The organism is Streptomyces sp. NPDC127119 (assembly GCF_042677425.1).
Taxonomy (GTDB): Bacteria; Actinomycetota; Actinomycetes; order Streptomycetales; family Streptomycetaceae; genus Streptomyces.
In genome coordinates this window covers 47234-71267 of record NZ_JBHXTO010000024.1, presented here as the reverse complement: position 1 = coordinate 71267, position 24034 = coordinate 47234, and the positions used below count along the sequence as shown (strand labels likewise).

At 70.4% G+C, this 24034-nt stretch carries 15 protein-coding genes; 6 read left to right on the top strand and 9 right to left on the bottom strand.

Features of this window, described 5'->3' with window-relative positions; translation table 11 throughout:
* Window positions 1-35: 35 nt before the first annotated feature.
* Entirely contained in the window at window positions 36-764 is a 729-nt protein-coding gene (locus ACFVH5_RS14165; RefSeq protein WP_384808859.1) for a GntR family transcriptional regulator, read from the bottom strand.
* A 373-nt stretch (window positions 765-1137) separates the two neighbouring features.
* On the opposite strand from ACFVH5_RS14165, the gene ACFVH5_RS14160 reads away from it, so the two are divergent.
* The 3 genes from ACFVH5_RS14160 to ACFVH5_RS14150 all read left to right on the top strand — a co-directional run bounded on the left by ACFVH5_RS14160 (window position 1138) and on the right by ACFVH5_RS14150 (window position 4305).
* Window positions 1138-3177, top strand: coding sequence for a transketolase family protein (locus ACFVH5_RS14160; protein ID WP_385833892.1), 2040 nt, complete (start codon window positions 1138-1140; stop codon window positions 3175-3177).
* Between the two features lie 65 nt (window positions 3178-3242).
* A complete protein-coding gene (locus tag ACFVH5_RS14155; protein WP_385833864.1) occupies window positions 3243-3509 on the top strand; it encodes an HPr family phosphocarrier protein in 267 nt (88 codons plus the stop codon).
* Window positions 3510-3621: 112 nt separating this feature from the next.
* Window positions 3622-4305, top strand: a complete 684-nt coding sequence (locus tag ACFVH5_RS14150) for an HAD family hydrolase (protein WP_385833863.1) — start codon at window positions 3622-3624, stop codon at window positions 4303-4305.
* Window positions 4306-4433: 128 nt separating this feature from the next.
* Here ACFVH5_RS14150 and ACFVH5_RS14145 read toward each other — a convergent pair whose 3' ends face one another.
* The 3 genes from ACFVH5_RS14145 to ACFVH5_RS14135 all read right to left on the bottom strand — a co-directional run bounded on the left by ACFVH5_RS14145 (window position 4434) and on the right by ACFVH5_RS14135 (window position 6378).
* The gene (locus ACFVH5_RS14145; protein ID WP_385833862.1) at window positions 4434-4634 is read right to left on the bottom strand and encodes a hypothetical protein; all 201 of its coding nucleotides are present in this window, start codon (window positions 4632-4634) and stop codon (window positions 4434-4436) included.
* A gap of 247 nt (window positions 4635-4881) precedes the next feature.
* Window positions 4882-5595: an ANTAR domain-containing protein gene (locus ACFVH5_RS14140; RefSeq protein ID WP_385833890.1), complete on the bottom strand. Its 714-nt coding sequence runs from the start codon at window positions 5593-5595 to the stop codon at window positions 4882-4884.
* 42 nt (window positions 5596-5637) lie between these two features.
* The gene (locus tag ACFVH5_RS14135; protein ID WP_385833889.1) at window positions 5638-6378 is read right to left on the bottom strand and encodes a GAF and ANTAR domain-containing protein; all 741 of its coding nucleotides are present in this window, start codon (window positions 6376-6378) and stop codon (window positions 5638-5640) included.
* Between the two features lie 633 nt (window positions 6379-7011).
* Here ACFVH5_RS14135 and ACFVH5_RS14130 point away from each other — a divergent pair.
* The 3 genes from ACFVH5_RS14130 to ACFVH5_RS14120 all read left to right on the top strand — a co-directional run bounded on the left by ACFVH5_RS14130 (window position 7012) and on the right by ACFVH5_RS14120 (window position 9818).
* Entirely contained in the window at window positions 7012-7755 is a 744-nt protein-coding gene (locus tag ACFVH5_RS14130) for a GAF and ANTAR domain-containing protein (protein ID WP_385833860.1), read from the top strand.
* A gap of 85 nt (window positions 7756-7840) precedes the next feature.
* Window positions 7841-8551 (top strand): ANTAR domain-containing protein, encoded by a 711-nt coding sequence (locus ACFVH5_RS14125; RefSeq protein WP_385833859.1) that lies wholly within the window; start codon window positions 7841-7843, stop codon window positions 8549-8551.
* Between the two features lie 760 nt (window positions 8552-9311).
* Entirely contained in the window at window positions 9312-9818 is a 507-nt protein-coding gene (locus ACFVH5_RS14120) for a hypothetical protein (protein WP_385833857.1), read from the top strand.
* Window positions 9819-9843: 25 nt separating this feature from the next.
* Here the strand turns inward: ACFVH5_RS14120 and ACFVH5_RS14115 are convergent, their stop codons facing one another.
* The 5 genes from ACFVH5_RS14115 to ACFVH5_RS14095 all read right to left on the bottom strand — a co-directional run bounded on the left by ACFVH5_RS14115 (window position 9844) and on the right by ACFVH5_RS14095 (window position 23876).
* The gene (locus ACFVH5_RS14115) at window positions 9844-11268 is read right to left on the bottom strand and encodes an RICIN domain-containing protein (RefSeq protein WP_385833856.1); all 1425 of its coding nucleotides are present in this window, start codon (window positions 11266-11268) and stop codon (window positions 9844-9846) included.
* Between the two features lie 104 nt (window positions 11269-11372).
* On the bottom strand, window positions 11373-12173 hold the full coding sequence (locus ACFVH5_RS14110) for an ABC transporter permease (RefSeq protein ID WP_385833854.1): 801 nt from the start codon (window positions 12171-12173) through the stop codon (window positions 11373-11375).
* Window positions 12170-13168, bottom strand: a complete 999-nt coding sequence (locus ACFVH5_RS14105) for an ATP-binding cassette domain-containing protein (RefSeq protein WP_385833852.1) — start codon at window positions 13166-13168, stop codon at window positions 12170-12172. Before ACFVH5_RS14105 ends, ACFVH5_RS14110 begins: the two co-directional genes overlap by 4 nt.
* Before the next feature lie 35 nt (window positions 13169-13203).
* Window positions 13204-13410, bottom strand: a complete 207-nt coding sequence (locus ACFVH5_RS14100) for an MbtH family protein (RefSeq protein ID WP_385833850.1) — start codon at window positions 13408-13410, stop codon at window positions 13204-13206.
* Window positions 13407-23876: an amino acid adenylation domain-containing protein gene (locus ACFVH5_RS14095; RefSeq protein ID WP_385833848.1), complete on the bottom strand. Its 10470-nt coding sequence runs from the start codon at window positions 23874-23876 to the stop codon at window positions 13407-13409. The genes ACFVH5_RS14100 and ACFVH5_RS14095 overlap by 4 nt, the downstream gene beginning before the upstream one ends.
* Window positions 23877-24034 lie beyond the last annotated feature (158 nt).

Genomic DNA, 24034 nt, shown 5'->3' with positions numbered 1-24034 from the left:
TCCACAGGGGGTGCGGGGAAGGCGACCGCGGTCGACTACTCGGAGTCGGCCACGATGTCGAAGGACAGTTCCGCCGTGTCCGGCAGGAACTTCGAGGTGCCGTAGATGACGGGTTTTCGGCCGGGCTCGAAGACGCACGAGGTGGCCAGCAGCAGAGGGGTCTCCTCGGCGACTTCCAGCAGTGCGGCTTCCCGCGCGTCGCACCGGTGCAGTCCGACGACGATCTCGTTGCGGACGAGCAGCACGTCGTGCCGGGCCCGCAGGTGGGCGTACAGGGATGAGTCGGTGAAGTCCGAGGTCAGCACGTCGGGGAAGCGGTCCTCCTCGACGTAGGACTCGGCCAGGTGGTGCACCACACCGTTCACGCTGCGCAGCCGCTCCAGCCGGACGACCGAGGTGGCGGGGCTGATGCCGAGCGCGGCGGCCAGGCGGGTGCCGGCCCGCTCGCTCTGCTGCACGGTCACCCGCGAGGTGACGGTGTGCCCCTGCCGGGTGAGCTGGGTGTGGAAGCCGGTCACCTCGTTCACGAACCGCTCGCGGTGCTTGAGGTTGTAGCGGGGGTGGCTCACGAAGGTGCCGCGGCCGTGTTCCCGTACGAGGTAGCCGTCCTGGACCAGTTCGTCCACGGCCCGGCGCAGCGTGATGCGGCTCACGTCGTACTCGCTGCACAGGATGCCCTCGGCGGGCAGTCGCTCCCCGACGGGGAGACTCTGCACGCGCCGCAAGAGGTGGTCGCGCACTTGTGCGTACTTGTGCCCGGCCATCCACGACCTCCTTGTCGGGCTTACGTGTCATCGAGACATCATGATGACTACAGGACATTCGACGCGTCAATAGTAGACACCTAAACGAAACCTTCGAGTGGACGAAGCTCTGGATGCCCCTTCGTGGGCCCGGCTTCGCGCCGCTGGCCTGGTGTATCTCCACCGCCGGGCTCGGCAGGACCCCTCTGGTGTCGATACGGAGGAGTGAGTTACGTTTCCCGAAGTCATCATGACGTCATGCTCTCTCATCCGTTCTCTCATCCGCTTCCTCATGTGCCCTCATGCACTCTCAAGCTCTCTGCAAGGAGTCTTCGTGGTTTCCTCAACAGCACGGTCGACACGGTCCCTTGAGGACTCCCACGCCGGAGGGCGGGTGTTCGGCGCGGCCGACACCCGGGCCGTCGCGACCGCCAGGGCCCTGGCGGTGGACGCGGTCGAGGCCGCGGGTTCCGGACACCCGGGCACGGCTCTGGCCCTCGCGCCCGTGGCACACCTGCTGTTTCAGCGGCATGTCCGGCACGACCCGGCGGATCCCGCCTGGGAGGGCCGGGACCGGTTCGTGCTGTCCTGCGGCCACGCGAGCATCCTGCAGTACACGCAGCTCTACCTGACCGGATACGGACTGGAGCTGGATGATCTGCGCCGCTTCCGCCGACTCGGCTCGCTGACGCCCGGTCACCCCGAGTACCGGCACACGGCCGGCGTCGAGACGACCACCGGGCCGCTCGGCCAGGGCGTCGCCACCGCCGTGGGCATGGCGATGGCGCTCAAGCGCGACGAGAACCGCCTCGCCGGCGCCGACACCTCGCCCGACGGTCCCGCGGGCCGCACCGTGTGGGTGCTGTGCTCCGACGGCGACCTCCAGGAGGGCATCTCCTACGAGGCCGGCGCACTCGCCGGCCGGCACCGCCTGGACAACCTGGTCGTCGTCTGGGACGACAACGACATCCAGATCGAGGGCTCCACCGGTCTGACGACTCATGAGGACACGGCCGCCCGGTTCCGTGCGCAGGGCTGGTTCGTGCAGACGGTCGCTCTCGGCGCCGACGGCGACGTGGACACCGACGCCCTCGACCTGGCCCTCGGCGCGGCACGTGCGGAGACCGGCCGTCCCAGCTTCATCGCCCTGAAGTCGCAGATAGCCTTCCCCGCCCCGAACGCCGTCAACACGCCCGCCTCGCACGGCGCCCCGCTCGGTGCCGCCGAAACCGCCGCGGTCAAGGAACTGCTGGGCGTCGAGAGCGAGTTCACTGTCCCCGCGGACGTACTGGACCACACGCGCGGGGCGTTGAAGCGGGGCGCCGAGCTGCATGCCGCCTGGGACCGGGAACTGGCCCGCTGGACGGCCGAGCACCCCGAGGCCGCACGAGCCCGCGCGCACGCCGTACGGCCACTGGACCCGGCCGCCGCCGCAGCCGTACTGCCGCACTTCGAGCCCGGGACCTCCGTCGCCCCGCGTGACGCGTCGGGCAAGGTCATCCAGGCGCTGGCCGAAGCCCTGCCGAGGCTGTGGGGCGGATCGGCCGACCTCGGGGACAGCAACCGTACGACCATCACGTCGGGCGGCTCGTTCCTGCCTGCGGACGACAGCGACGGGCAGGGCCCGCTGGGGCGCAACGTCCACTGGGGCGTACGCGAACACGCGATGGCGGCGGCCCTCAACGGCATCGCCCTGGTCGGCTACGACACTCCCTTCGCCGGTACGTTCCTGGTGTTCAGCGACTACCAGCGACCCTCCCTGCGTCTCGCGGCCCTGATGAAGCTGCCCGTGGTGCACGTTTGGAGCCACGACTCCGTCGCCCTGGGCGCGGACGGCCCCACCCACCAGCCCGTCGAGCACCTCGCCGCCCTGCGTGCCATGCCGGGGCTCGCCGTGGTCCGGCCGGCCGACGCCACCGAGACGGCAGCCGCCTGGCTCAGCGCCCTGAGCTGCCCGGGTCCGGTGGGTCTCGCTCTCGCCCGACAGGGCCTGCCCGTCCTCCCGACACCGTCCGAGACGGTCCGGGAGGGCGTGGCACGCGGCGCCTATGCCGTGACGGACCCTCAAGAAGTCGCCGACGTCGTCCTGTTGGCCAGCGGCAGCGAAGTCACGCTGGCCATGGCGGCACGACTCCTTCTCGCCGAGCGGGAAATCACCGCCCGGGTCGTCTCGGTGCCCTGCCTCGACTGGTTCACCCAGCAGGACGCCGAGTACCGGAACAGCGTGCTCCCTCCGTCGGTGCGCGCCCGCGTGGTCGTCGAGGCGGGTACCGCCTTCGGCTGGCACGGCCTGCTCGGCGAGCACGGCCGCGCCGTGACCGTCGACGACTTCGGAACGTCGGCTCCGGCCGAGGACGCCATGAGGGCGGTCGGCCTCACCGAGGACGCGGTGGTCGAGGCGGCACTCGCGTCGCTCGCCGCCGCCTGTCGCTGAACCCGCACCGGTACGGCCGCTCGCGCTGCCCCTTCACCACCCCCTGTCACGGAGGAAGACCTGCCATGTCTGAACGCACTGTCGTCATCGGTTCGCGCAGCGGACTGCACGCCCGCCCCGCCACCGCGTTCGTCCGAGCCGCCGCCGAACAGAACATGCCGGTGACCATCGCGCGCGAAGACGGTGCCCCTGTCGCCGCGAACAGCCTGTTGTCGGTACTGGCACTGGGGGCCGGCCACGGCGACGAGGTCACCCTGGCCGCGGAGGGCGAGGGCGCGGGGGAGGCGCTGGACGCGTTGGCCGCCCTGCTGGTCCAGGACCACGACGCCTAGAGCGGCAGCACCGCAGCGCCCGTCCGTGTCGTACGACAGCCCCGCCCTCCGCGGCCAGTGCCGGCGGCGGGCGGGCCGGCGGACCGCACCACATCACGAAGCGAGGTCACCCTTGAACACCCCTGTGAAGACCCCCGCGCAGATCACGTTGCAGGACGTCCAACTCGTCATCTTCGACTGCGACGGCGTCCTGGTGGACACCGAACGCATCGGACCCGAAGTCGTGGCGGCCATGGCCACGGAGTCCGGCTGGCCGCTGAGCCCGGAAGAGGTACGCCGCCGGTTCCTGGGCCGCCCCGAGAGCTACCTGTACGAACAACTACGCGCCCACGCCACGGCCCCCATCGGCCCGGAGTGGCTGACGGAGTACCGCACGAGGTTCCGCGACGCGTTCGCCGCGCGCCCACAGACGATGCCGGGCGTGGGGGAGTTGCTGGATCACCTCGACGCCCGAGGTCTTCCCTACTGTGTCGCGTCGAGCGGCAGCCACGAGCGCATCGCGCACTCGCTGTCGGTCACCGCGCTCCAGGACCGGTTCACCGGACGCGTGTTCAGCGCCGACGACGTGTCCTTCGGCAAGCCCGCCCCCGACCTGTTCCTGCACGCGGCCCGCACGATGGGGTACGCGCCGGAACGATCCCTCGTCATCGAGGACAGCCCGGCGGGCGTGGACGCGGCGCTCGCCGCGGCGATGCGGGTGGTCGGTTACAGCGGAGGCCCGACCGAAGCGGACGCCCTGGCACACGCGAACCTGGGCGTCATCTCATCCTTGACGCAGCTGGTGGTCGGCTCGTAAGCCGGTCTTGCCGAAGGAACTTGGGCGGGCGCGACGGCCGCGGCCACGACAACCGTCACGTCGCCTCGCCCCATGTCCATAGGAACGATCAGAAGCAAGGGTCAGTCGCCTGCTCCGCCGCGTGAGTCCTAGTCTCCCGAGGATCCGAAGATTCCCAGGTGAGTCGGCCTGCCGTCGGAGTGGAGGACGACGTAGTAACCGGTCCACCGCATCCGGCACTCGCCGAGCAGGCTTCGCTCGTGCTCCTCATGGTTCGCCGCCTCACGGGCAGCAGCAGCGAGTTCCTCGTACTGCTCGACCGAGGGGCGGTCCGTGCGGAAGTGGTGCACTGCCGTACTCCTCCTGGAACACCCGGGCCTGCAGTGTCGCCAAGGCCGCCTCGGTATCGCCGTCGTACCTGGTGACGTAGTCCCATCCGCTGGCACCCATCGAGCCACCCCTTCCTGAAGATCGTGAACGGGGGAACGATAGCGCCGAGGACTGGATCGTCCCGGGGAGAGGGGCGCGGGTTCGCTCGTGGGCGGACCGTTTTGTGGTCCAGGCAGCGTGTGCGCCTCGGTGGTGTTGGGGGTGGGGTCAGGTACTGGGGGTGTTGTCGGTGTTGAGGCGCAATCGGCGGGTGAGGATCTGGCGGGCCACGTCGAGGAGGGGCTGTTCCGTATGGAAGGCGTGGCTGCGCAGGCGGGCCAGGGCCTGGATGAAGTCGATGTCGTGGCGGGCGGCGAGCATGCCGGTGGCTTGGTAGACCTCGGCGAAATGCAACTGGGTGGTGTCCAGGAGCCGGTGGGGGCCTCCGGGGCCGGCGGCCTGGGCGATGAGGTGGTGGGTGAGGTGGTCGGCCCACACCAGGGTGGTGGTGAGGCGGGTGTTGGTCATCGGGCCGGGGGTGGTGCGGTGGCCGGTGAGGACACCGGCGGTGATGAGGCCGATTCCCAGCGGAAACGCGAATACGGCGTACACACCGAGTTCCAGTGCGGGGGCCGGCAGGCCGGGCCAGCGGGCCGGATCGAGGGCGGCCAGGTCGGGAACGAGGACCGCGGAACCGTGCCGGGCCGTGTCCGGACCGGGGCCCTGTCCCTGGGTGAGCTGCAGGTCCTCCAGGGCGACGGTACGTTCACCGAAGGACTGGACCAGGTGGCCGGGCCCGTCGGCGGGCACCAGCAGGAAGGCCATCCCGTCCAGGCCCACTGACCGGCTGAGGTCCTCCAGAGGGAGCGCTGGCAGGCCGGGGCCGCGGTGCGCGTCCAGGGCGCGCAGCAGTGAGGTGACGGCCGGATCCGTTACTGACATCACGACACCCCGTTCTCCCTGCGGGCGGGGCCGGGCGGTGTTTCAGGGCTCGGGGTCCAGCAGGGTGGGCGCGGCGGTACCGTCCAGGACCTGGCGGGCCACGTCGGTGAGCTTGGCCTTGTTGCGGCGGGCATGGGCCCGCATCTTGGTGAACGCCACGTCCACGCCGGTGCCATGGCGCTGGGCGAGGTAGCCCTTGGCCTGCTCGATGACGACCCTGGAGTTCAGGGCGTGCTGGAGCTGCGTGATCACGGTCGCCTGTTCGTGGACGACCCGTTGCTGGAGGATCGCGATGGTGGCCGTGTCCGCCAGCGCCTGCGCGAGGAGCAGTTGCCTGCCGTCCAGCGGACCGCGCCGGTCACGGAACAGGTTGAGTGCGCCGATCACCTGTTCCTGCCAGCGCAGCGGGGCGGCGACCACCCAGGTGAAGCCCAACTGCCGGGCGCGCGGCGCGAAGCGCGGCCAGCGCCGGTCGGCGGCCTCGGTGTCCAGCCGGACATCGGAGATCGGCGCCCGGTCGTGGTAGCAGTCCCGGCAGGGGCCCTCGTCCCATTCGACGCCGGACAGTTCCAGGGCGCGGGTACGGTCGTCGGAGGCGGCGGCCTCCACGACCTGGCCCTGCGGCATCCCCAGCAGCACCCCGGCCGCCGCCACGTCCAACAGGTCCACACAGTGCTCGGTGAGCGTGTACAGGAAACTGATCACATCGAAATCCCGCACCAGGGTGTCGGAGAGTTCGACGAACGCGACAGCGAGCCGCTCCTCACGCGGCAGTTCAGGCATGACAGCCACAACGCCCCCTTTCCCTGAGGGCGCACCACGTCTGATTCCCGCGCCCCACCCACGTGTGGAATCCGCGGGCCGCAGGGCAGTGCGAAGAACAGCCGACCACTCAGGGCCGGAGAACATGTCCGCTGACGACACGACCGCCGCCCCCTTCGCACATGATCGTCGCGCACCGGCATCAGACGCATGCGCACAGTGCTGTAGACATCCTTGGAACTCCCCTTCACGCTACCGCGAACAGCCGCCACGAAGGAGGACGGTCGGACAGCCCGATGGGCCCTCCGGCGGGGATCGATTCAGGTGTTTTCTGTACCGCAACAACGCACACCGCACTTCGTGAGTGAGCCGGGAGAGGCCGCTTCGTACCGCAGCCCGAGTTCGGTGATCAGGCCGGAGTACGTCGATCAGGCTCGGCTCTGTCCTGAACCCGCGGCCACCGGACGCGACGGGCCACCTGATGTCCGGCGCGACCGGGGCGGGCAGCGAGGTGCCGTGCTGGCGGGCGGCCCGCTCGTGCGTGTACGTGCCGCGGACCCTGACCGGGGGCTGTGCTCGACAAGGCGCGTGTCGGTGGCAGGAGTTCGCAGCCTGTGGGAAGGTTTTCGGACCATTCTTGAAGACGGGTGGGACATGATCGAGCTGCCGCGTGAGGAGCAGTTGGAGGCGGTCTTCGTCGACCTCGCCGACATCCTCGTACAGGATTTCGACGTCATCGGCTTCCTCTACACGCTCGCCGAGCATTGCGTACAGCTGCTGGACGTGACGGCGGCGGGAGTCCAACTCGCCACCCCTGGCGGCCGGCTGGTGGATGTGGCGGCCACCGACGAGCGCACGCGCCGTCTGGAGACAGTCGGCGTCGAAGAGGGCGAGGGCCCCTGCTGGGACTGCTTCCGCAGCAAGAAGCAGGTCCCCGACGTCTCCCTGGTCACGGCGGAGGCCAGGGGACGCTGGCCGCGGTTCGCGCCACGGGCCGTCGAAGCCGGCTTCACCTCGGTGGCGGCCTGCCCCTTGCGCCTGCACGACCAGGTGATCGGATCCCTGGACCTCTTCCGAGAGCAGCCCGGTCCACTGAACGCCTCCCATCTGCGCCTGGGACAGGCACTGGCCGACACGGCCACCATCGGGGTCCTGCAGCAGCGGGCGGTGAGCGAACGGATGACGGTGAGCGCACAATTACAGAGCGCCTTGGACAGCCGCGTCGTCGTCGAGCAGGCCAAGGGCTATCTCGCGCAGCGCCTCGGCACTGAAGTCGAACAGGCCTTCGCCCACCTGCGCCGCCATGCGCGCAGCCGCCGTATGCGGCTCACCGATCTCGCCCGCCAAGTGATGCAGGGCACGGCTGACCCGGCCCTCTTCGACCGGCGCGACCGATGAAGCGGCGGTTCCGCGAACCTCTGGGATGTGATCGGAGGACTGATTCCCAAGAGGCCTGCATCATGCTCGTAAGGAGGCCGCAGCGGTGACCCACCCGGTGATGAGGGCCTACCTGAGTGCCCTGAGTACCCACGTCGGACCCGGCATGGCACCCCTGCCGCTGGCCGACTGCACCGACATGCTGGGCCTGGACGGACTGGGCCTGCTCCTGTCGCCCATCGACCGGCCGGCCGAACTCGTACAGTCCCACGGCGAACGCACCGTCGCACTGGAGGACCTGCAACAGATCCAGGGCCAGGGACCCAGCCTGGACGCCGCCCACCACGGAACCCTGCTCCTGCTCCCCGACGTCGGGGAACTCACCGCCGACCGCTGGCCGGGGCTGCCCGCCGCCATCGAAGCACTCGATGTGCATGCCGTGTTCTCCTTCCCTCTGCGCATCGGGATGGACGCACTCGGCGTGCTCACCGGCCACCGCACCCGCCCCGGCCCCATGGACACCGACCAGCTCACCAGCGCCTTCGGCCTCGTCGACACCCTCGCCCAGATCGTCATCACCACCGTCACCCACCCCGAGCTGGCCCATATCGACCTGCTGGACGAACCCGGCCTGCACTTCGCCGAAGTCCACCAGGCCACCGGCATGCTCGCCGCCCAACTCGACATCGACGGCGACATCGCACTGATCCGCCTTCGCGGCCACGCCTTCAGCCACGGCCGCCCCCTCCTCGACGTCGCCCGCGACGTACTCGCCCGCCGACTCCACCTCGACCCCAGCGACACCCCGCCATCCTGATAGGGGTTCCGGAACCGCAGGTCCGTTGTGCAATGCTGCAGGTTCGGTGCGCGACGCCGTAGGCCGGTGCGTCAGCGGAGGGACCCGTCAGTGAGCGCCGGCAGACTCGTCTGGCTGCGGACCATGGCCCAGGCGCAGCAACTGCCCGTCGTCGACCTGGCGCCCTCCATCATCATCCAGTATCCGAGTGGCCCGGGCCGGTTCTCTTGAACTCACGCACAGTGAAAGTGCCTTCAGAATCCGGTGCATGAAGACGGACCACTCCTTTCGCCGGCACCCGGCATCGTCCTCCAACCGCGCGAGGCAGGTGTTCCGTCGGCGGTGAAAGAAAGTGGATGGTGCCGGACAGGCGGAGGTATGGAGTTCATGCTGGAGCGTGGGCGCTCGCGGGAGCGGGAAGCCCGATTCGAGGTGCTGGTGGGCGTGGTCGCCGAGCCGCTGCACCGGTATCTGCGTCGGAGAGCGGATCCCGGTGCGGTCGACGACGTCCTCGCGGAGACGATGCTTGTGCTGTGGCGCAGGCTGGATGATGTGCCGGGGCTCGACACAGGACGTGCGGCCGAGCCCGCGGACGTACTGCCGTGGTGTTACGGGGTTGCCCGTGGCTGTCTGGCCAACGCGCGCCGGGCGGAAGGGCGTCGGCTGCGGCTGGTGGAACGGCTGGCCCGGACAGCACAGGCCCCTGCCGCGTGGCCGGGGGCCCAGGACATCGGCCTCGGTGGCTCCTCCCCCCGATCCCCACCGGCTGATGGAGGCCACCATGACCGTCGACACCGAAGTGCGAACCGTACCGTCGTCCCCCCGTCGGCCTCGCCGCCGTCTGGCCCTCGTGGCAGCGGTGGTGCTCACGGTGGCCGGAGGCATCGCCTGGGGCACGATGGACTCCTCCGACGACACCCCCGACGACGCCCCGTCCGCGCTTGTCCTCAAGGCCGCGGGGGAGAGCGGCGGAGCCAGGTGCGCAGGCCCCACCGTCGACAGTCTCCGCGACCGGGCGACAGAACATACGGTGGCCTTCGAAGGCACGGTGGCCTCCGTCAGTGGCGATCAGGTCACCTTCAAGGTCGACCACTGGTACACCGACGGAGACGCTTCCACCGTGCGGGTCACGAACATCGGACACTGGGAGGACGGCATCACCTTCCACAAGGGTGACCACGGATTCATCGTCGCCCGCAACGGCTCCCTCGGCTTCTGCGACATCGCCTTCTGGACCGACCCCTCCCTCCGCGGCCTGTACCACCGGGCGTTCGAACGCAGGAGCTGAGTGGGACCGCCTCCGACGCCGTGTCTCAACTCTTCGAGGGGTGGATGATCTGCCATTCCTGGTCGTCGGTGGTGGTGCAGTGGAAGAGCAGGAGGCGTGTCTCGTCGGCGCTGGATTCGTTACCGGCCACCTCAAGGCACTTGTTGTTGCTGGCGTAGTTGCGGATCCAGTACGCGCCGCTCTTCTGCTTGTCGACCCACCACAGCTGGTTGTCGGCGACAGTGCCGACGCAGTCCGATTCGGAGAGCGCCGCATGGATGGACTGGGCTCCGGAGCCCGGCAGGTCCATGCAGAGCTGGTCCTTGACGTTGCGGATCTGGAAAAGGGCGGAGCCGCCGGGGCCGAGCTTCGGGTAACGCACCTCAAGGTCCCAGAGTTGGTTGTCGTCGGGACTCTCGTCGCACGTGTACTGCTGGACCCGGCCGTCCTTCTTGCCCTTCCCCTTGCCCGGGATGTCGGCGCACCTCTTGGTGGCGGTGTTCCGCAGGAGGACGTTGGTCGCGGGCACCACGCTCTCGGGCGCTTCCTGCTTCTTCGTCGGTTCCGCCGACGGGGCGGACCCTCCTCCTTCCTGGCCGCCGGACTCCTGCGGAGCGGGCTCGCCGGGCTCCGCGTCGGCGGACGGTGCCTTCGGCGCCTCGGGTGTCGGTGACGGGGAGGGTGCCAGGGTGCTGACGCCGACGTCCTGGAGCTTCTCCGTGGCGGAGCTGCGTACTTGGGGCCTGTAGGCGATCCACAGCATCACGAGCGTGATCGCGAGCGCCATGAAGATGCCGAGGAAGGTGGCGAGCCAGCGCGGCAGGAACCCTTTCTGGACGTACGTGCCCTGCACGTCCAGCGGGTCCACACCGGACCGTTGCACGGCCAGGGTGTAGGGCCGGTCCTCCTTGGATCCGAACCAGATGATCTGGCGCGGCTTCAGCGTCGTCTTCACGAAGGCCGCGCGGCCCGGCTCGATCTGCACGTTCGACGGATGGATGTCGTACGACAGCTGATCGCCGTTGTCGCTGCCATTGACCGACGCCGTCAGCTTCGTGTTGCCCAGGTTGTCCACCGCCAGCTTCGGACGGCCCCGGAAACGGCCCTTCACCGTCGGCGGCACCAGCTCGGCCCGCACCTCCGTGAACGGAGTGATGGTGAGGTTCCCCTCGGGGACCGTCACCGCTTCCGGGTGCTCGGTCGGCGTGATGCGTACCGCGTACGGGTTGGGACCCGCTGTCGCGTCCGGCGTCCGCGGTGGCGCGAAGGTCAGGTCCACCGAGCCCGTCGTTCCCGGATACAGCCGCAGCGTCTGCGGCTCCACTCTCGTCCATGGTGCCAGTGCACCGACCGCCTCGAAGCGGTACTCGTCCACCACATCACCGGTGTTGCGCAGACGCAGCCGCACCGTCGTACTGCCACCCGGGTCCACGGTCGCGGAGGCGGGTTCCAGAGAAGTCCAAAGGCTCACCATCGGACGCTAGACGCAGCGCCGGTGCCAAGTCAGCAAGCACCGAGGCATGATGTGCTGCCCTAAGAGGCAGGATCTGCTGCCCCGGGCTCCGGCACCGTGTCTCAGCCCAGAGTTATCCTGCGGAACCTGGTCAGGGATACCAGCATGAAGGCCGCTGTGATGAGGCAGGCACAACCGAGAGCGTAAGGCAGCGCGTGGGCCACGGGCCAGACGGTACTGACCGGGATGCCGCCGGGGGGCGGGTTTCCGAAAAGTTGACGCACGGCTGTCGCCGTCGCTGAGACGGGGTTCCATTCCGCCACGGTGCGCAGTGGTCCGGGCATGGTGTGTGTGGAGACGAACGCCGACGACACGAAGGTGACCGGGAAGAGCCAGATGAGGCCGGCGCTCTGGGCCACTTCGACGCTGCGGGCAAGGAGCCCGATCGCTGCCCCTACCCAGGACATGGCGAAGGCGAAGAGCAGGATGAGGAGATAGCCGACGAGCGCGTCGGTGACCGAGGCGTGAATGCGCCAGCCGACCAGCAGGCCGCACAGCGAGGTGACGATCAGCGTCACGCTGCTCATGATCAGGTCCGACAGGGTTCTGCCCAGGAGCACCGCCATACGAGGCATGGGCAGGGAGCGGAAGCGGTCCACGATGCCCTTGTCCATGTCGTTCGCGAGGCCCAGGGCGGTGAACGCGGCGTTGAACGTGACGGCTTGGGCGAAGATGCCCCCCATCAGGAACGTCCGGTAGTCGGCTCCGCCGAGGCTGCCTCCGAAGACGTACGCCAGCAGCAGGACGAACATGACGGGCTGCACCAGCGCGGCGATCACCGAACCCGGGGTGCGGCGCAGATTGAGCAGGTTGCGCCACGCCACGATCGACGAGTCGCGGGTCAGGCGGCCGACGGCGTTCACCGGACTCCTTCCATCGGCTGGACGGCGGCGCCTTCCGCGGCGGTCTGCGGTCGACCGGTCAGGGCCAGGAAGACGTCGTCGAGTGTGGGCGGCGCAAGTCCGACGTCCCGCACCGCGATGGAGGCCGTCCGCAGGCAGCCGAGGGCGTATTCGAGGCTCTCGGCACCATGGTCGGTCGTGACGGTGAACCGGCCCGTACGGGCGTCGAAGACGGGGACGTGAGGTCCCAGGGCGCCCAGTATCTCGGCGGCCGGGGTCCGAAGGTGTGGTTCGGGCACGGTCAGGGAGAGGCGCTCGCCGCCCACTCGGGCCTTGAGCTGGGCCGCGGTGCCGCGGGCGATGACCCGGCCGCTTTCGATGACGGCGATGGTGTCGGCCAACTGGTCGGCCTCTTCGAGGTATTGCGTGGTCAGCAGCACGGTGGTGCCGGCCGCCACGAGTTCCTGGATGGAGGCCCAGGTGTCGGCGCGCCCGCGCGGGTCGAGGCCCGTGGTGGGCTCGTCGAGCACCACGACGGCCGGGCGGGCGACAAGTGCGCCCGCGAGGTCGAGGCGGCGGCGCATACCGCCCGAGTAGGTTCCACTGCGCCGGTCCGCGGCCTCCTGGAGGTTGAAGCTGTCGAGCAGTTGGGCCGCCCGGCGGCGTGCCGCGTGCCGTCCCATCCCGTACAGCCGGGCCACGAGGTAGAGGTTCTCGCGCCCGGTGAGCTTCTCGTCGACGGCGGCGTACTGGCCCGACAGCCCGAGATGGCGGCGGACGTTCTCCGGTTCCTCGTGCACGTCGTGTCCGGCCACCCATGCCTGGCCGCTGTCGGCCCGCAGCAGCGTGGACAGCACCCGCACGGTCGTGGTCTTGCCCGCCCCGTTGGGGCCGAGCACCCCCAGCACGGTGCCGGGGGCCGCTTCCAGGTCCACGCCGGTGAGAGCCTGCTTGTCCCCGAAGCTCTTGGTGAGGCCTTCGGCGCGTATCGCGGGCTCGTTCTGCCGCTGAGTCATCGCTGCCTTTCGTCGTGGTGGGACTGGACGGGGTGTCAGGCCACGGCGACGCGGGCACTCCTGGGGGTCAGGTCGGTCCAGTGCAGTTCGACGTACTCCAGGCAGGAGGTCTGCTCGGCGGGTCCGAAGACGGCCTCCCAGCCGGCGGGCACTTCGGCGAAGGACGGCCACAGAGCGTGCTGGCCCTCGTCGTTGACGACAACGCGGTGCTGGGTCCGGGGGTCGTCGAAGGGGTTGGTCACGAGGGGTCTCCTTGGGTGGGCAGGTGCCCGGCGCGCAGGGCTGCGGCCAGGGTCGTTCCGATCTGCTCCCGGGCTGCGGGCTGCATCATCCGGGCGTGTGCGCACGGCACGTCGTGGTTCTCGATGTGTCCGTCGATGTAGGGCGCCCACAGGTCCAGTCCGAAGGCGTCGGCGGGGCGTCCTTCGACGGCTGTGAAGAACAGGGCCGGGCCGTGGAAGGTACGTGGTGTGTACTTCCTCATGAGCCGGGACTGGCCGGCGAAGTTGTCGACCATCGCGTCGATGACGGCCGGTTCCAGCGAGCCGAGCGGGCTGCCGACGCGCCGGAACTCCTCGCGGACCGAGGAGGCCTGTACGGGGCCTTCGGAGTCGAGGCGGTCCGCGCCGACTCCCATGTTGGACAGCAGGGCACGGAAGACCGTGTCCCGGCCGGCGTTGTCGAGGTCGTCGAGCGGCGCGAGCGGGAACGCGTCCAGGATGGTCAGCAGGGCGACCTGTTCGCCGGCCTCCTGGAGCTGGACGGCGACCTCCTGGACGACGTTGCCGCCGAAGGACCAGCCGAACAGATGGTAGGGGCCCTGGGGTTGGACGGTGCGCAGTTCGTCGACGTAGACGGCCGCCATGGCCTCGATGCTGTCGGGGAACGGGGCGTTGCCGTCGAGGTTCGGGGTCTGCAGTCCGTACAACGGCTGGTCGGGATCGAGATGGGGCAGCAGCCCGCCGTAGGACCAGGCGAGACCGCCCGCGGGGTGGACGCAGAAGAGCGGCGGGCGGCTGCCGGTGGTGCGCAGCGGCAGGAGGGTCGCCAGCGGGTTGTCCTGGGCCGGGTCGAGGAGGCGTTCCGCGAGGAGTGCCACGGTGGGTGCCTCGAAGAGGCTTCGGATGCTGATCTCGATGCCGAGCGTGGCGCGGATGCGCCCGATGAGCCGGGTCGCGAGGAGGGAGTGGCCGCCCAGGTCGAAGAAGTCGTCGTCGATGAGGACCTGGTCGACGCCCAGGACTTCGGCGAACAGCGTGCACAGCACGTCTTCGCGGGGGTTGCGCGGGCTGCGCCCCGCGGCGTCGGTCCGGTTCAGGGGCGCCGGATCCGGCAGGGACTTCCGGTCGAGCTTTCCGCTCGCTGTCAGGGGCAGTTGATCCAGGGACAGCCATCCGGAGGGAACCATGTAGGCGGGCAGCTGCCGGGCGGCGTGCTCGCGTACGACCGCGAGTCGTTCGGCGGCGTTTCCTGCCTGGTCCGGATGGTCGCGGAGGACGACGTACGCGGCGAGTTGGGTGCCGGCGGGGCCGCTCTGATGGGGCAGTACGGCGGCCCGGCGGACGTCGGGGTGTGTCTCGAGAACGGCGGTGACTTCGTCGGGTTCCACCCGGAAGCCCCGGATCTTCGTCTGGCCGTCGGAGCGGCCGGCGAATTCCAGTGAGCCGTCGGAGGTGCGCAGCGCGCGGTCGCCGGTGCGGTACATACGCGATCCTGCAGGTCCGTACGGGTCCGGTACGAAGCTGGTCGCGGTCTCCGCCGACCTGTTGTGGTAGCCGTGGGCCAGACTCTCGCCGGACAGGTACAGGTCACCTGTGACGCCCACAGGTACCGGGCGGAGCCGTGTGTCGAGCAGGGCCACGCGGGTGCCGGTGACCGGGGAACCGAGCACGGGACGGTCGGTGTCGTGCACGGCTGCGATCAGGGTGTCCACGGTGGCTTCCGTGGGGCCGTAGAAGTTCCAGCTCTGGACGTCAGGGACCGCACGCAGCGTGGTCCACAGCGTGGCCGGGACGGCTTCACCACCCAGGATCACGACGGCCGGCCGGTGGGAGCCGCCCGGGGCGAGCAGTCCCGCGTCCAGGAGCTGGCGGACGTGGGTCGGGGTCGATTCCAGGACGTCCAGGCGCTGGGCGCGCACCGCGTCGACGAACGCTTCGCTGTCGCGCCGGGTGAGGTCGTCGAGCAGATGCAGGTGATGCCCGTCGATCATCCAGAGCAGCGGATCGAGGGACGCGTCGAAGGACAGGGAGGCGCTGAGGGCCACCCTCAGCCGCTTGCGTCCGCCGGCTCGTACGGCCGCGGCGAAGGTGTGCCTGCGATGGTGGTCCAGGAGCCGGGCGAGCGAGGCGTGTCCGACGCGTACGCCCTTGGGCCTGCCGGTCGAACCCGAGGTGTGGATCAGGTAGGCGGCGGCGCCCGGCACGGGTGGTGTCGTCGGAGCGCAGGGGGCGGGTGACCGGAGGAGCTGGGCGGTCTCCGGGTGGTCGAGGATCAGGCGCGGCCACGTCCCGGGGATCAGCTGCCGGGTGGCGTCGGCGGTGACGACCAGGGCGGGGCGGATGTCGTCCAGCACGGCCTCGATACGACCCGACGGGAGTCCGGCGTCCAGGGGAGCGCAGATCGCGCCGGCCTTGAACACCCCGAGCAGCGTCGCCACGGAGTCGACGGAGCGGGGCAGCAGGACGGCCACGGGGTCGCCGGGGCCCACCCCGGACGCCCTGAGCAGTGCGGCGATACGGTCGGAGCGGGTGTCGAGTTCCGTGAACGACACCCGGCCGTCGGGCGCGGTGAGTGCGATGTCGCCGCTGCGGGAGTGGGAGACGGTTTCGGCGAAACGGTCGAGGACGGTCGCGGCGCCGCTCGCGGCGGTACCCGAGCGGCCGAGGGCGAGCAGGTGTGACCGTTCCTCCGTGCCGATCAGTTCGAGGTCGGACAACCGGGTGGTGGGCGTGGTCACGGCCTGTGCCGTCAGCCGGCGGAACCAGTCCGTCATCCGCTGCGCGGTGACGGTGTCGAAGAGGTCCTGGCTGAACTCCAGGGTGGCGTCGATGACGTCGTTGCCCGGGGCGGCACCCTGACGCTGGGTGAAACTGAAGGAGAGGTCGAACTTGGCACCCGCGGTGTCGACTCCTTCGATCTCGGCCTGGAGTCCGGGGAGATCGAGCCGGGGCTGACGGGTGTTGTTGAGGGTGAGCATCACCTGGAACAGGGGATGACGGCTGAGGGATCGGCCGGGCCGCAGTTCCTCCACCAGGCGCTCGAAGGGAAGTTCCTGATGGGCGTAGGCGGCGAGGTCGGTGTCGCGCACCCGGGCGAGCAGTTCACCGAAGGTCGGATCGCCGGCGGCGTCGGCGCGCAGCGCGAGCGTGTTGACGAAGAATCCGACGACGGGGTCGAGGGCGTCGTCCGTGCGGCCGGCGACCGGCGTACCGATGGTGATGTCGTCCCCGGCGCCGACGCGATGCAGAAGAGCGGTGAGTGCGGCGTGCAGCACCATGAAGGTGCTGGTGGACGATTCCCTGGCCAGCCGGGACAGCGCCGCGGTCGTGGCGGCCGGCAACTGGAAGGCCACGGTGGCGCCCCGCCCGGTGGACACGGCCGGCCGGGACCGGTCGACGGGCAACGCGGTCTCCTCGGGCGCCCCCGCCATCTCGGCCTTCCAGTAGGCGAGTTGCTCGGTCGCCAGGGATTCCGGATCGTCGGAACTGCCCAGCAGGTCGCGCTGCCAGAGGGTGTAGTCCGTGTATTGGACCGGGAGAGGGGCCCAGTCGGGCGCGCGTCCCGCCGACCGCGCCGCGTAGGCGCCGGCCAGGTCCTGGGCCAGCGGACCCATCGACCAGCCGTCGGCGGCGATGTGGTGCACGGTGATCAGCAGCGTGTGCCGGTCCTCGGCGGCCTGGAACAGGTCCGCGCGCAGCGGGATCTCGCGCGCCAGGTCGAAGGGCCTGCGTGCCGCGTCCCGCAGGGCCTGGGGAAGGTCCGCCTCGGGCAGGTCGGTGACCGTCATGTCGGGGCGCGCGTCACCGGGGGCGAGGACGGCCTGGTGGGGCTCGTCCCCGTCGGAGTCGATGAGCGTGCGCAGGCTCTCGTGCCGGGCCACCACGTCCGCGAGGGCGCGGTGCAGGGCGGGGCGGTCCACGGTGCCCCGCAGCCGTACGGCGACGCATATGTGGTACGCGGAGGCGTCGGGGTCCATCTCGTGCAGGAACCACAGCCGTTGCTGTGCCGGTGACAGCGGAGGACGGGCGGGCCTGTGGGTGCGGCGCAGGACCGGTCGTGCGGTACCGGCCAGGTCCAGACGCTCGGCCAGTGCCGCCGGGGTGGTGGATTCGAAGAGGGCCCGTACCGGAAGCTCGACGCCGAAGGCCGAACGGATCCGGCTGATGACGCGGGTCGCGAGGAGCGAGTGGCCGCCGAGTTCGAAGAAGTCGTCGTCGCGGCCGACGCGCGGCTGCTCAAGGCTTTCGGCGAACAGGGCGCACAGGATCTCCTCCTGCGCGGAACGCGGCGGATCGCCGGCGCCGCCCTCCGCCCCCGGGCCCGTGCCGGCCAGTTCGTCTCCCTGCGCGGGCAGCGCTTCGAGCGGCAGGGCGTTGAAGTCGACCTTTCCGTGCGCGGTCAGCGGCAGCGCGGCCACGGGGACGATGCTGGTGGGCACCATGTGGGCCGGGAGCCGGTCGGCCATGAAGGCGCGCAGAGTCCGGGAGGAGAGCTTCTGCCCGTCACAGGCGACGACCCAGCAGGTCAGACGTCCGTCGCCGTGCCGGTCGGGCCGTACGGCGACCGCTGACTGCGCCACCTCCGGGTGGCCGCCGAGCACCGTTTCGACCTCCCCGGTCTCGACACGAAAACCCCGCACCTTGACCTGGCCGTCGGCGCGACCGACGTATTCGAGGAGCCCTTGCCGACGCCGCACGAGGTCACCGGTGCGGTACATGCGCGTTCCTGTCGGCCCGTAGGGGTCGGGGAGGAAACGGCCCGCCGTTTCGGAGAAGCGGTTCTCGTACCCGCGGGCGAGGCCCGCGCCACTGAGGTAGAGCTCGCCGGTCGCGCCGGGGGCGACGGGAAGCAGCCGTGCGTCGAGGACGCGGGCCCACATCCCCGCGACGGCACTCCCCAGATGCGGGCGGGTGCCGTAGGTGACGCGCCCCATCACACTGTCCACCGTGGTCTCCGTCGGCCCGTAGAGGTTCCAGACGGCGACGTCGTGCAGAGTGCCCAACTCCCGCCACAGCGCCTCGTTGAGAGGTTCACCGCCGAGGGCCAGTACGCGCGGACGGGGGCGGCCGGGAGCGAACAGCCCACAGGCCCTGAGCTGTTCGAGGAAGGATGGAGTGGTCTCGACGACGTCGACGGAGCTGTCGTGGATCAGCGTGGTCAGCGCCTCGGCATCGCGGCGCGTGGCGTCGTCCACCAGATGGAGCTCGTGCCCGGCGATCATCCAGAGCAGCGGGTCCCAGGACGCGTCGAAGGTCATGGCCGCGGTGAGCGCGACACGCAGCGGCAGGCCGTTGTTCTCCGCCTCCGCCGGACCCATCAACCGCTCGCGATGTCCGGTGAACAGGTTCAGCAGCGCGCGGTGCTCCACGGCCACGCCCTTGGGCAGGCCGGTGGATCCCGATGTGTGGAGCACATAGGCGACGTCGTGCGGCCGCGGCCCGGCCGCGGCGGGAGTGCCGTGGGCGGGGAGCCAGATCCGAGGATCGTCGAGGAAGAGACGCTCCGTCGTGCCGGGCAGGCCGCTGTCGGCGGCCGTCGTGGTCAGCAGCAGTCGCGGAGCCGCCGAGTCGAGGATCAGTTGGTTGCGGGCGAGGGGGTGCGAGAGATCCAGCGGTACGTACGCCGCTCCGGAACGCAGCACACCCATGAGCGCCACGATGTGGGAGGTGTCACGAGGCAGCGCGACCGCCACGCGGTCCCCGGCGGAGATGCCGAAATCCCCGAGGACGCGGGCGAGTTGCTTGCTGCGCTCCAGCAACTCGCCGAAGGTCAGCCGGCCGTCCTCGGCGACCACGGCCGTGCGGTTCGGCTGCAGGGTGGCACAGGTGGTGAACATGTCGACGACGGTGATGTCCTCGTCCACGGAGCCCTCTACTCCGGGAGCGGGATGGAAGTGGGTCGAGGAAGAACTCGTGGGTGCCGGGGAGGCCGACGGCAGAGCACCCAGGGCAGCGGCTCGCTGCGTCGGGGTCAGGAACTCGACGTCGGCCGCGGGACGGTCGGGAGCGGCGAGCACGGCACCGACCAGCCGGGAGAAGTGCTCGGCGAAGCGGACGGCCGTGTCACGGTCGAAGAGGTCCTGGCTGAACTCCAGTTCGCCCTCGATGCCGGCTGGCACCCCGTCACTGTCGTGCCGCTCCGTCAGGTCCCAGGTGAGGTCGAACTTGGCCCCGGCGCCGCCGATCGCCATCTCGTGGCGGACGGTGAGCCCGTCGAGGGAAAGAGAGGGCGGAGGCGTGTTGTTCAGGCTGAGCATGACCTGGAAGAGAGGGTGCCGGGAGAGGGAACGCTCCGGCGTCATCTCCTCCACGATGCGCTCGAAGGGCAGGTCCTGGTGGGCGTAGGCCGCCAGGTCGGCGTGCCGGACCCGCGCGACCAGCTCGCGGAAGGTGGGGGACTGCGACGTATCGGTCCTCAGCACCAGGGTGTTGACGAAGAAGCCCACCACATCGGCGAGGCTCTCGTCGGCGCGGCCCGCCACCGGTGTCCCGATCGCGATGTCCTCACCCGCGCCCAGCCGGGACATCAGGGCGGCCAGCGCGGCGTGCAGCACCATGAACCCGCTGGCACCGCACTCGGCCGCCAATCCCACCAGGGCGCGGTGCGCCGCCGCGTCGATCGCGACCGGCACCTTCCCGCCGCGGCCCGAACCGTGGGTCGGCCGCGGCCGGTCCAGGGGGAACGTCAGCTCCTGCGGCAGCCCGTCGAGGACCGTCGACCAGTGCGCGAGCTGGCGCCCGGCGACACTGTCCGCCCGACGGGGATCTCCGAGCAGGGCTCGCTGCCACAAGGCGTAGTCGGCGTACTGGACGGTCAGCGGCTTCCAGTCCGGCGGTGTGCCGGCGGAGCGGGCGTCGTAGGCAACCGACAGGTCGCGCATCAACGGTCCCAACGACCACCCGTCCACCGCTATGTGATGCAGCGTCAGTACGAGCATGTGCTCATGGGACGCGGCCGGGAACAACTGGGCACGCAGCGGCAGATCCCGGCCCAGGTCGAACGGGGCACGGTCGGGCTCCGGCGTCACGGTTCCCGACGCGGGCATCACCACGAGCGGCGGGCGGGCGGATTCCGGCGACAGGACGCGCTGATGAGCGCCGTCCTCGTCCTCGGCGAACACCGTACGGAGAGTCTCATGACGCTCCGTGAGGTCGGACAGCGCCAGGGCGAGTGCGTCCGCGTCCAAAGGGCCCGACAGACGCAGGGCGACCGGCAGGTGATACGCGTCCGATTCCCCGTCCACCTCGTGGAGGACCCACAGCCGCTGCTGCCCGAAGGACAGCGGCAGCCGGTCGGGACGCGGCCGTACCGCTCGTACCGGCGGCCTGGCGACCGAGGCGGTGGCCAACTGCCGGACGAGCCCCGCCGGGGTCGGCGCCTCGAACAGGGAGCGGATCGGGAGCTCCACACCGAAGGCGCGGCGAATCCGGCCCACCAGCTGTGTCGCCAGCAGAGAGTGCCCGCCGAGCAGGAAGAAGCTGTCGTCCCGGCCGACCCGGGGCAGATCCAGACACGCGGCGAAGACCTCGCACATCCGCGATTCGTCCGGGGTGAGTGGATCGCCGCCGTCGGAGGAGACGGGCCGCGCCCGCGGCAGCCGGTCGGCATCCAGCTTTCCGTTCGGGGTCAACGGCAGCACCGGTACCACCGCGTAGGCGGAGGGCACCATGTGCTCGGGCAGCGTTCCCGCGAGCGCGTCACGGACGTCGGCGAGACGGGTGTCTGCCCGGGTCGCACCGTCGCGTACGAGATAGGCGGCGAGACGCTCCACTCCGTCGTCGGACGAGGCCACCGTGACCGCTGCCCCGGTGACGCCGGGCAGCGCCCGCAGCGCGGACTCGATCTCCCCGGTTTCCACACGATGGCCACGGATCTTGATCTGACGGTCGCTGCGTCCGAGGAATTCCAGGGACCCGCTCTCGCTCCAGCGGGCGAGGTCCCCGGTGCGGTACATACGCTCGCCGGGCGGGCCGAAGGGGTCAGGAAGGAACCGCTCCGCCGTGAGCCCCGGGCGGCCCGTGTACCCACGTGCCACGCCCTCGCCGGAGACGTACAGCTCGCCCACGGCTCCGTGGGGGAGCGGATGCAGGGACGGGTCGAGCACGTAGACGCGGGCGCCCGCGATCGGCCGGCCGATGACCGGGCTGCCGCCGGTGATCCGGGTGGTCACCGCGTCGACGGTGGTCTCCGTGGGCCCGTAGAAGTTGAAGACGAGCAGATCGGCCTGGCCTGCCAGTTCGTCCCACAGGTCTTCGTCGACCGCTTCGCCGCCCAGGGCGATGACCCGGGGCCGGTGGTCGGGCGAGGTGAGCAGACCGGCGCCGAGCATGTGGCGCAGGTAGGCGGGTGTCGTCTCGATGGCGTCGATGCGCTGCGTCACGAGGAAGTCCACCAGCGCCTCGGGGTCACGGCGTACGCCGTCCTCCACGATGTGCAGTTCGTGGCCCGCGACCATCCACAGCACCGGGTCCCACGAGGCGTCGAAGGAGGTGGCGGCGGTCAGCGCGACCCGCAGCCTGCGCCCCAGAATCCCCTCGGCCAGCGCGTACGCCTCCATGCGGTGATGGTCGAGCAGGTTGCTGAGCGAACGGTGCTCCACGACGACACCTTTGGGCCGGCCGGTGGATCCCGAGGTGTAGATGACGTACGCGGCGTCGCGGCCGCCCGGACGGCACAGCGCGCCGACATCCGGTTCCTGTTCGGCGAGAGCCGGATCGACGACGGGCAACTCGCGCTGCGGGTCCATGATGTCGACGGTGTGCGCCGTCGCGACCAGCGCGACGGGCCGTGAGTCCTCGATCATGAAGGCGAGCCGGTCCGCGGGATACGACGGGTCCAGCGGCAGATAGGCGGCACCGGTGCGCATCACCGCCAGCATCGCCACCACGAGGTTGGTGGACCTGGGCAGCCCCACGGCCACCCGGGTGCCGGGCCCGGCACCCGCGGCTGCCAGCGCACCGGCCAGCGCGTCGACCTTGACGTCGAGCTGCGCGAAGGTCAGCCGCGTCGCACCGCAGACGACGGCGGTCTCGTCGGGGGAGGTCCTGGCCTGCGCCGCGAGTTGCTCGGGCAGGGGCGAGCGGTCGACGGCCTGCCCGGTGGTGTCAGAGGGACTCTGCGCGGCGAGGCCAAGGACCTCACGGCGTTCGTCCGCGCCGACGAACTGCAGGGAGCCGATCGCACGGTCGGGGTCCTGCGCGAAGGCGTCGAGCAGCCGGCAGAGGCGTTCGTGATGATCCGCCAGTTCCCGAGGGCTGTGCAGCCCCGGATTGCCCAGCAGATCGACGCGCAGACCACCATCGGCGTACGAGGCGTGCACGGCGACGGCCAGATCCTCGACCGGGCCGATCGACAGGTTGTGCAGTGTCGCGCGATGCGGCCCGAAAGCGAGCGTGTCGTCGAACGCCAGTATGTTCACGGTCGGTCCGGTCAACGGCACGTCCGTACCGATGAGCCCGAGATCGCGGCGCAGGTCCTCCGACGGATAGCGCTGGTGGCGCAGGACCTCACGCGCCTGCGCGGAGGCACGCTTCGCCACGTCGGCCACCCGGTCCGCCGGTGATATGCGCAGCCGCATCGGCAGGACGTTGCTGAGCATGGCCGGTGTCGTGCGGGCCAGAGCGGTCCGCCGGCCGGTCACCGGCAGACCGAGCACGACCTCGCCCAGTCCGCGACTGCGGTGGAGATAGACGGCCATGGCCGCCATGAAGAACGTCGGCCAGCCGACACCGGCGCGTTTGGCCGCCGCGCGCAGCCGCTCCGTCCGGATGCCGTCGAAGTCCCGGCTGACACGCAGCGCCGAGTGCCCGGGGCGGCGCCGGGCATCGCCGAGGCCGGTCGGAGTGGGAGCGCCGGCCAGGTAGCGCGCCCAGAACTCCTGGTCGAGACGCAGTTGTGGCGAGTCCCGGTACGCGCTCTCCTGCTCGACGACTGCCTCAAGGGTGCCGCCCGGGCCGGGCGACGGGTCGGCGTCGGAGACCAGCGCGGTGTAGACCTCGGCGATCCGCGCGAGCGCGAGCGCGGCCCCGAATCCGTCGAGCGCGAGGTGGTGCACCTGCTGGTGGAAGAGGTGACGCCCCGGCGCCAGCCGGTACAGGGTCATGCTCACCAACGGGCCCGTGACGATGTCGGCGGGCTGCCGAAGAGCCGACTCCATGCGCCGCAACGCCTCACCTCGCGGGTCCTCGGCCCCGGACAGATCGACCAGCGGAACGTCGATGTCCGCGTCCGCTCGGGAGCCGATCCGCTGGAAGGGAACTCCGTCGTCGTCGCCGAACGTCACCCGCAGCGCTTCGGCCTCCACCGCCACCCGCCCGACCGCGGCCCGCAGAATCGCGGGGTCGACCGGCCCGTGGACATCCGCGTACTCGGCCACGTTGAACGACGGATTCTCCACGTCGATCCGCTGGGCGAACCAGAGCCCCCGCTGCGCCGCTGTCAAGGGCAGATGCCCCGTCGAAGGGTCGGTGTGCGGTGCGTCGGTCACGTGTTTTCACCTCTGTGGAAGTCCTGCGCAGGTCCCGCCGCCGAAAGCCGGTGACGGGTCCGAATTCGGTACGTACGGGTGCGCTGAGCGAGCCGATCTGCGGTTGGCGGCACCTGGTGAGCGCGTGCTGCGAGCTGCGCCGATGCAGGTGTCCGCCC

Excerpts from the sequence above, each read along its gene's own strand:
- ACFVH5_RS14105 (WP_385833852.1), bottom strand. The coding sequence starts at position 13,168 with ATGACTCAGCGGCAGAACGAGCCCGCGATACGCGCCGAAGGCCTCACC.
- ACFVH5_RS14135 (WP_385833889.1), bottom strand. The coding sequence starts at position 6,378 with ATGCCTGAACTGCCGCGTGAGGAGCGGCTCGCTGTCGCGTTCGTCGAA.
- ACFVH5_RS14165 (WP_384808859.1), bottom strand. The coding sequence starts at position 764 with ATGGCCGGGCACAAGTACGCACAAGTGCGCGACCACCTCTTGCGGCGC.
- ACFVH5_RS14130 (WP_385833860.1), top strand. The coding sequence starts at position 7,012 with ATGATCGAGCTGCCGCGTGAGGAGCAGTTGGAGGCGGTCTTCGTCGAC.
- ACFVH5_RS14140 (WP_385833890.1), bottom strand. The coding sequence starts at position 5,595 with ATGTCAGTAACGGATCCGGCCGTCACCTCACTGCTGCGCGCCCTGGAC.
- ACFVH5_RS14120 (WP_385833857.1), top strand. The coding sequence starts at position 9,312 with ATGACCGTCGACACCGAAGTGCGAACCGTACCGTCGTCCCCCCGTCGG.
- ACFVH5_RS14155 (WP_385833864.1), top strand. The coding sequence starts at position 3,243 with ATGTCTGAACGCACTGTCGTCATCGGTTCGCGCAGCGGACTGCACGCC.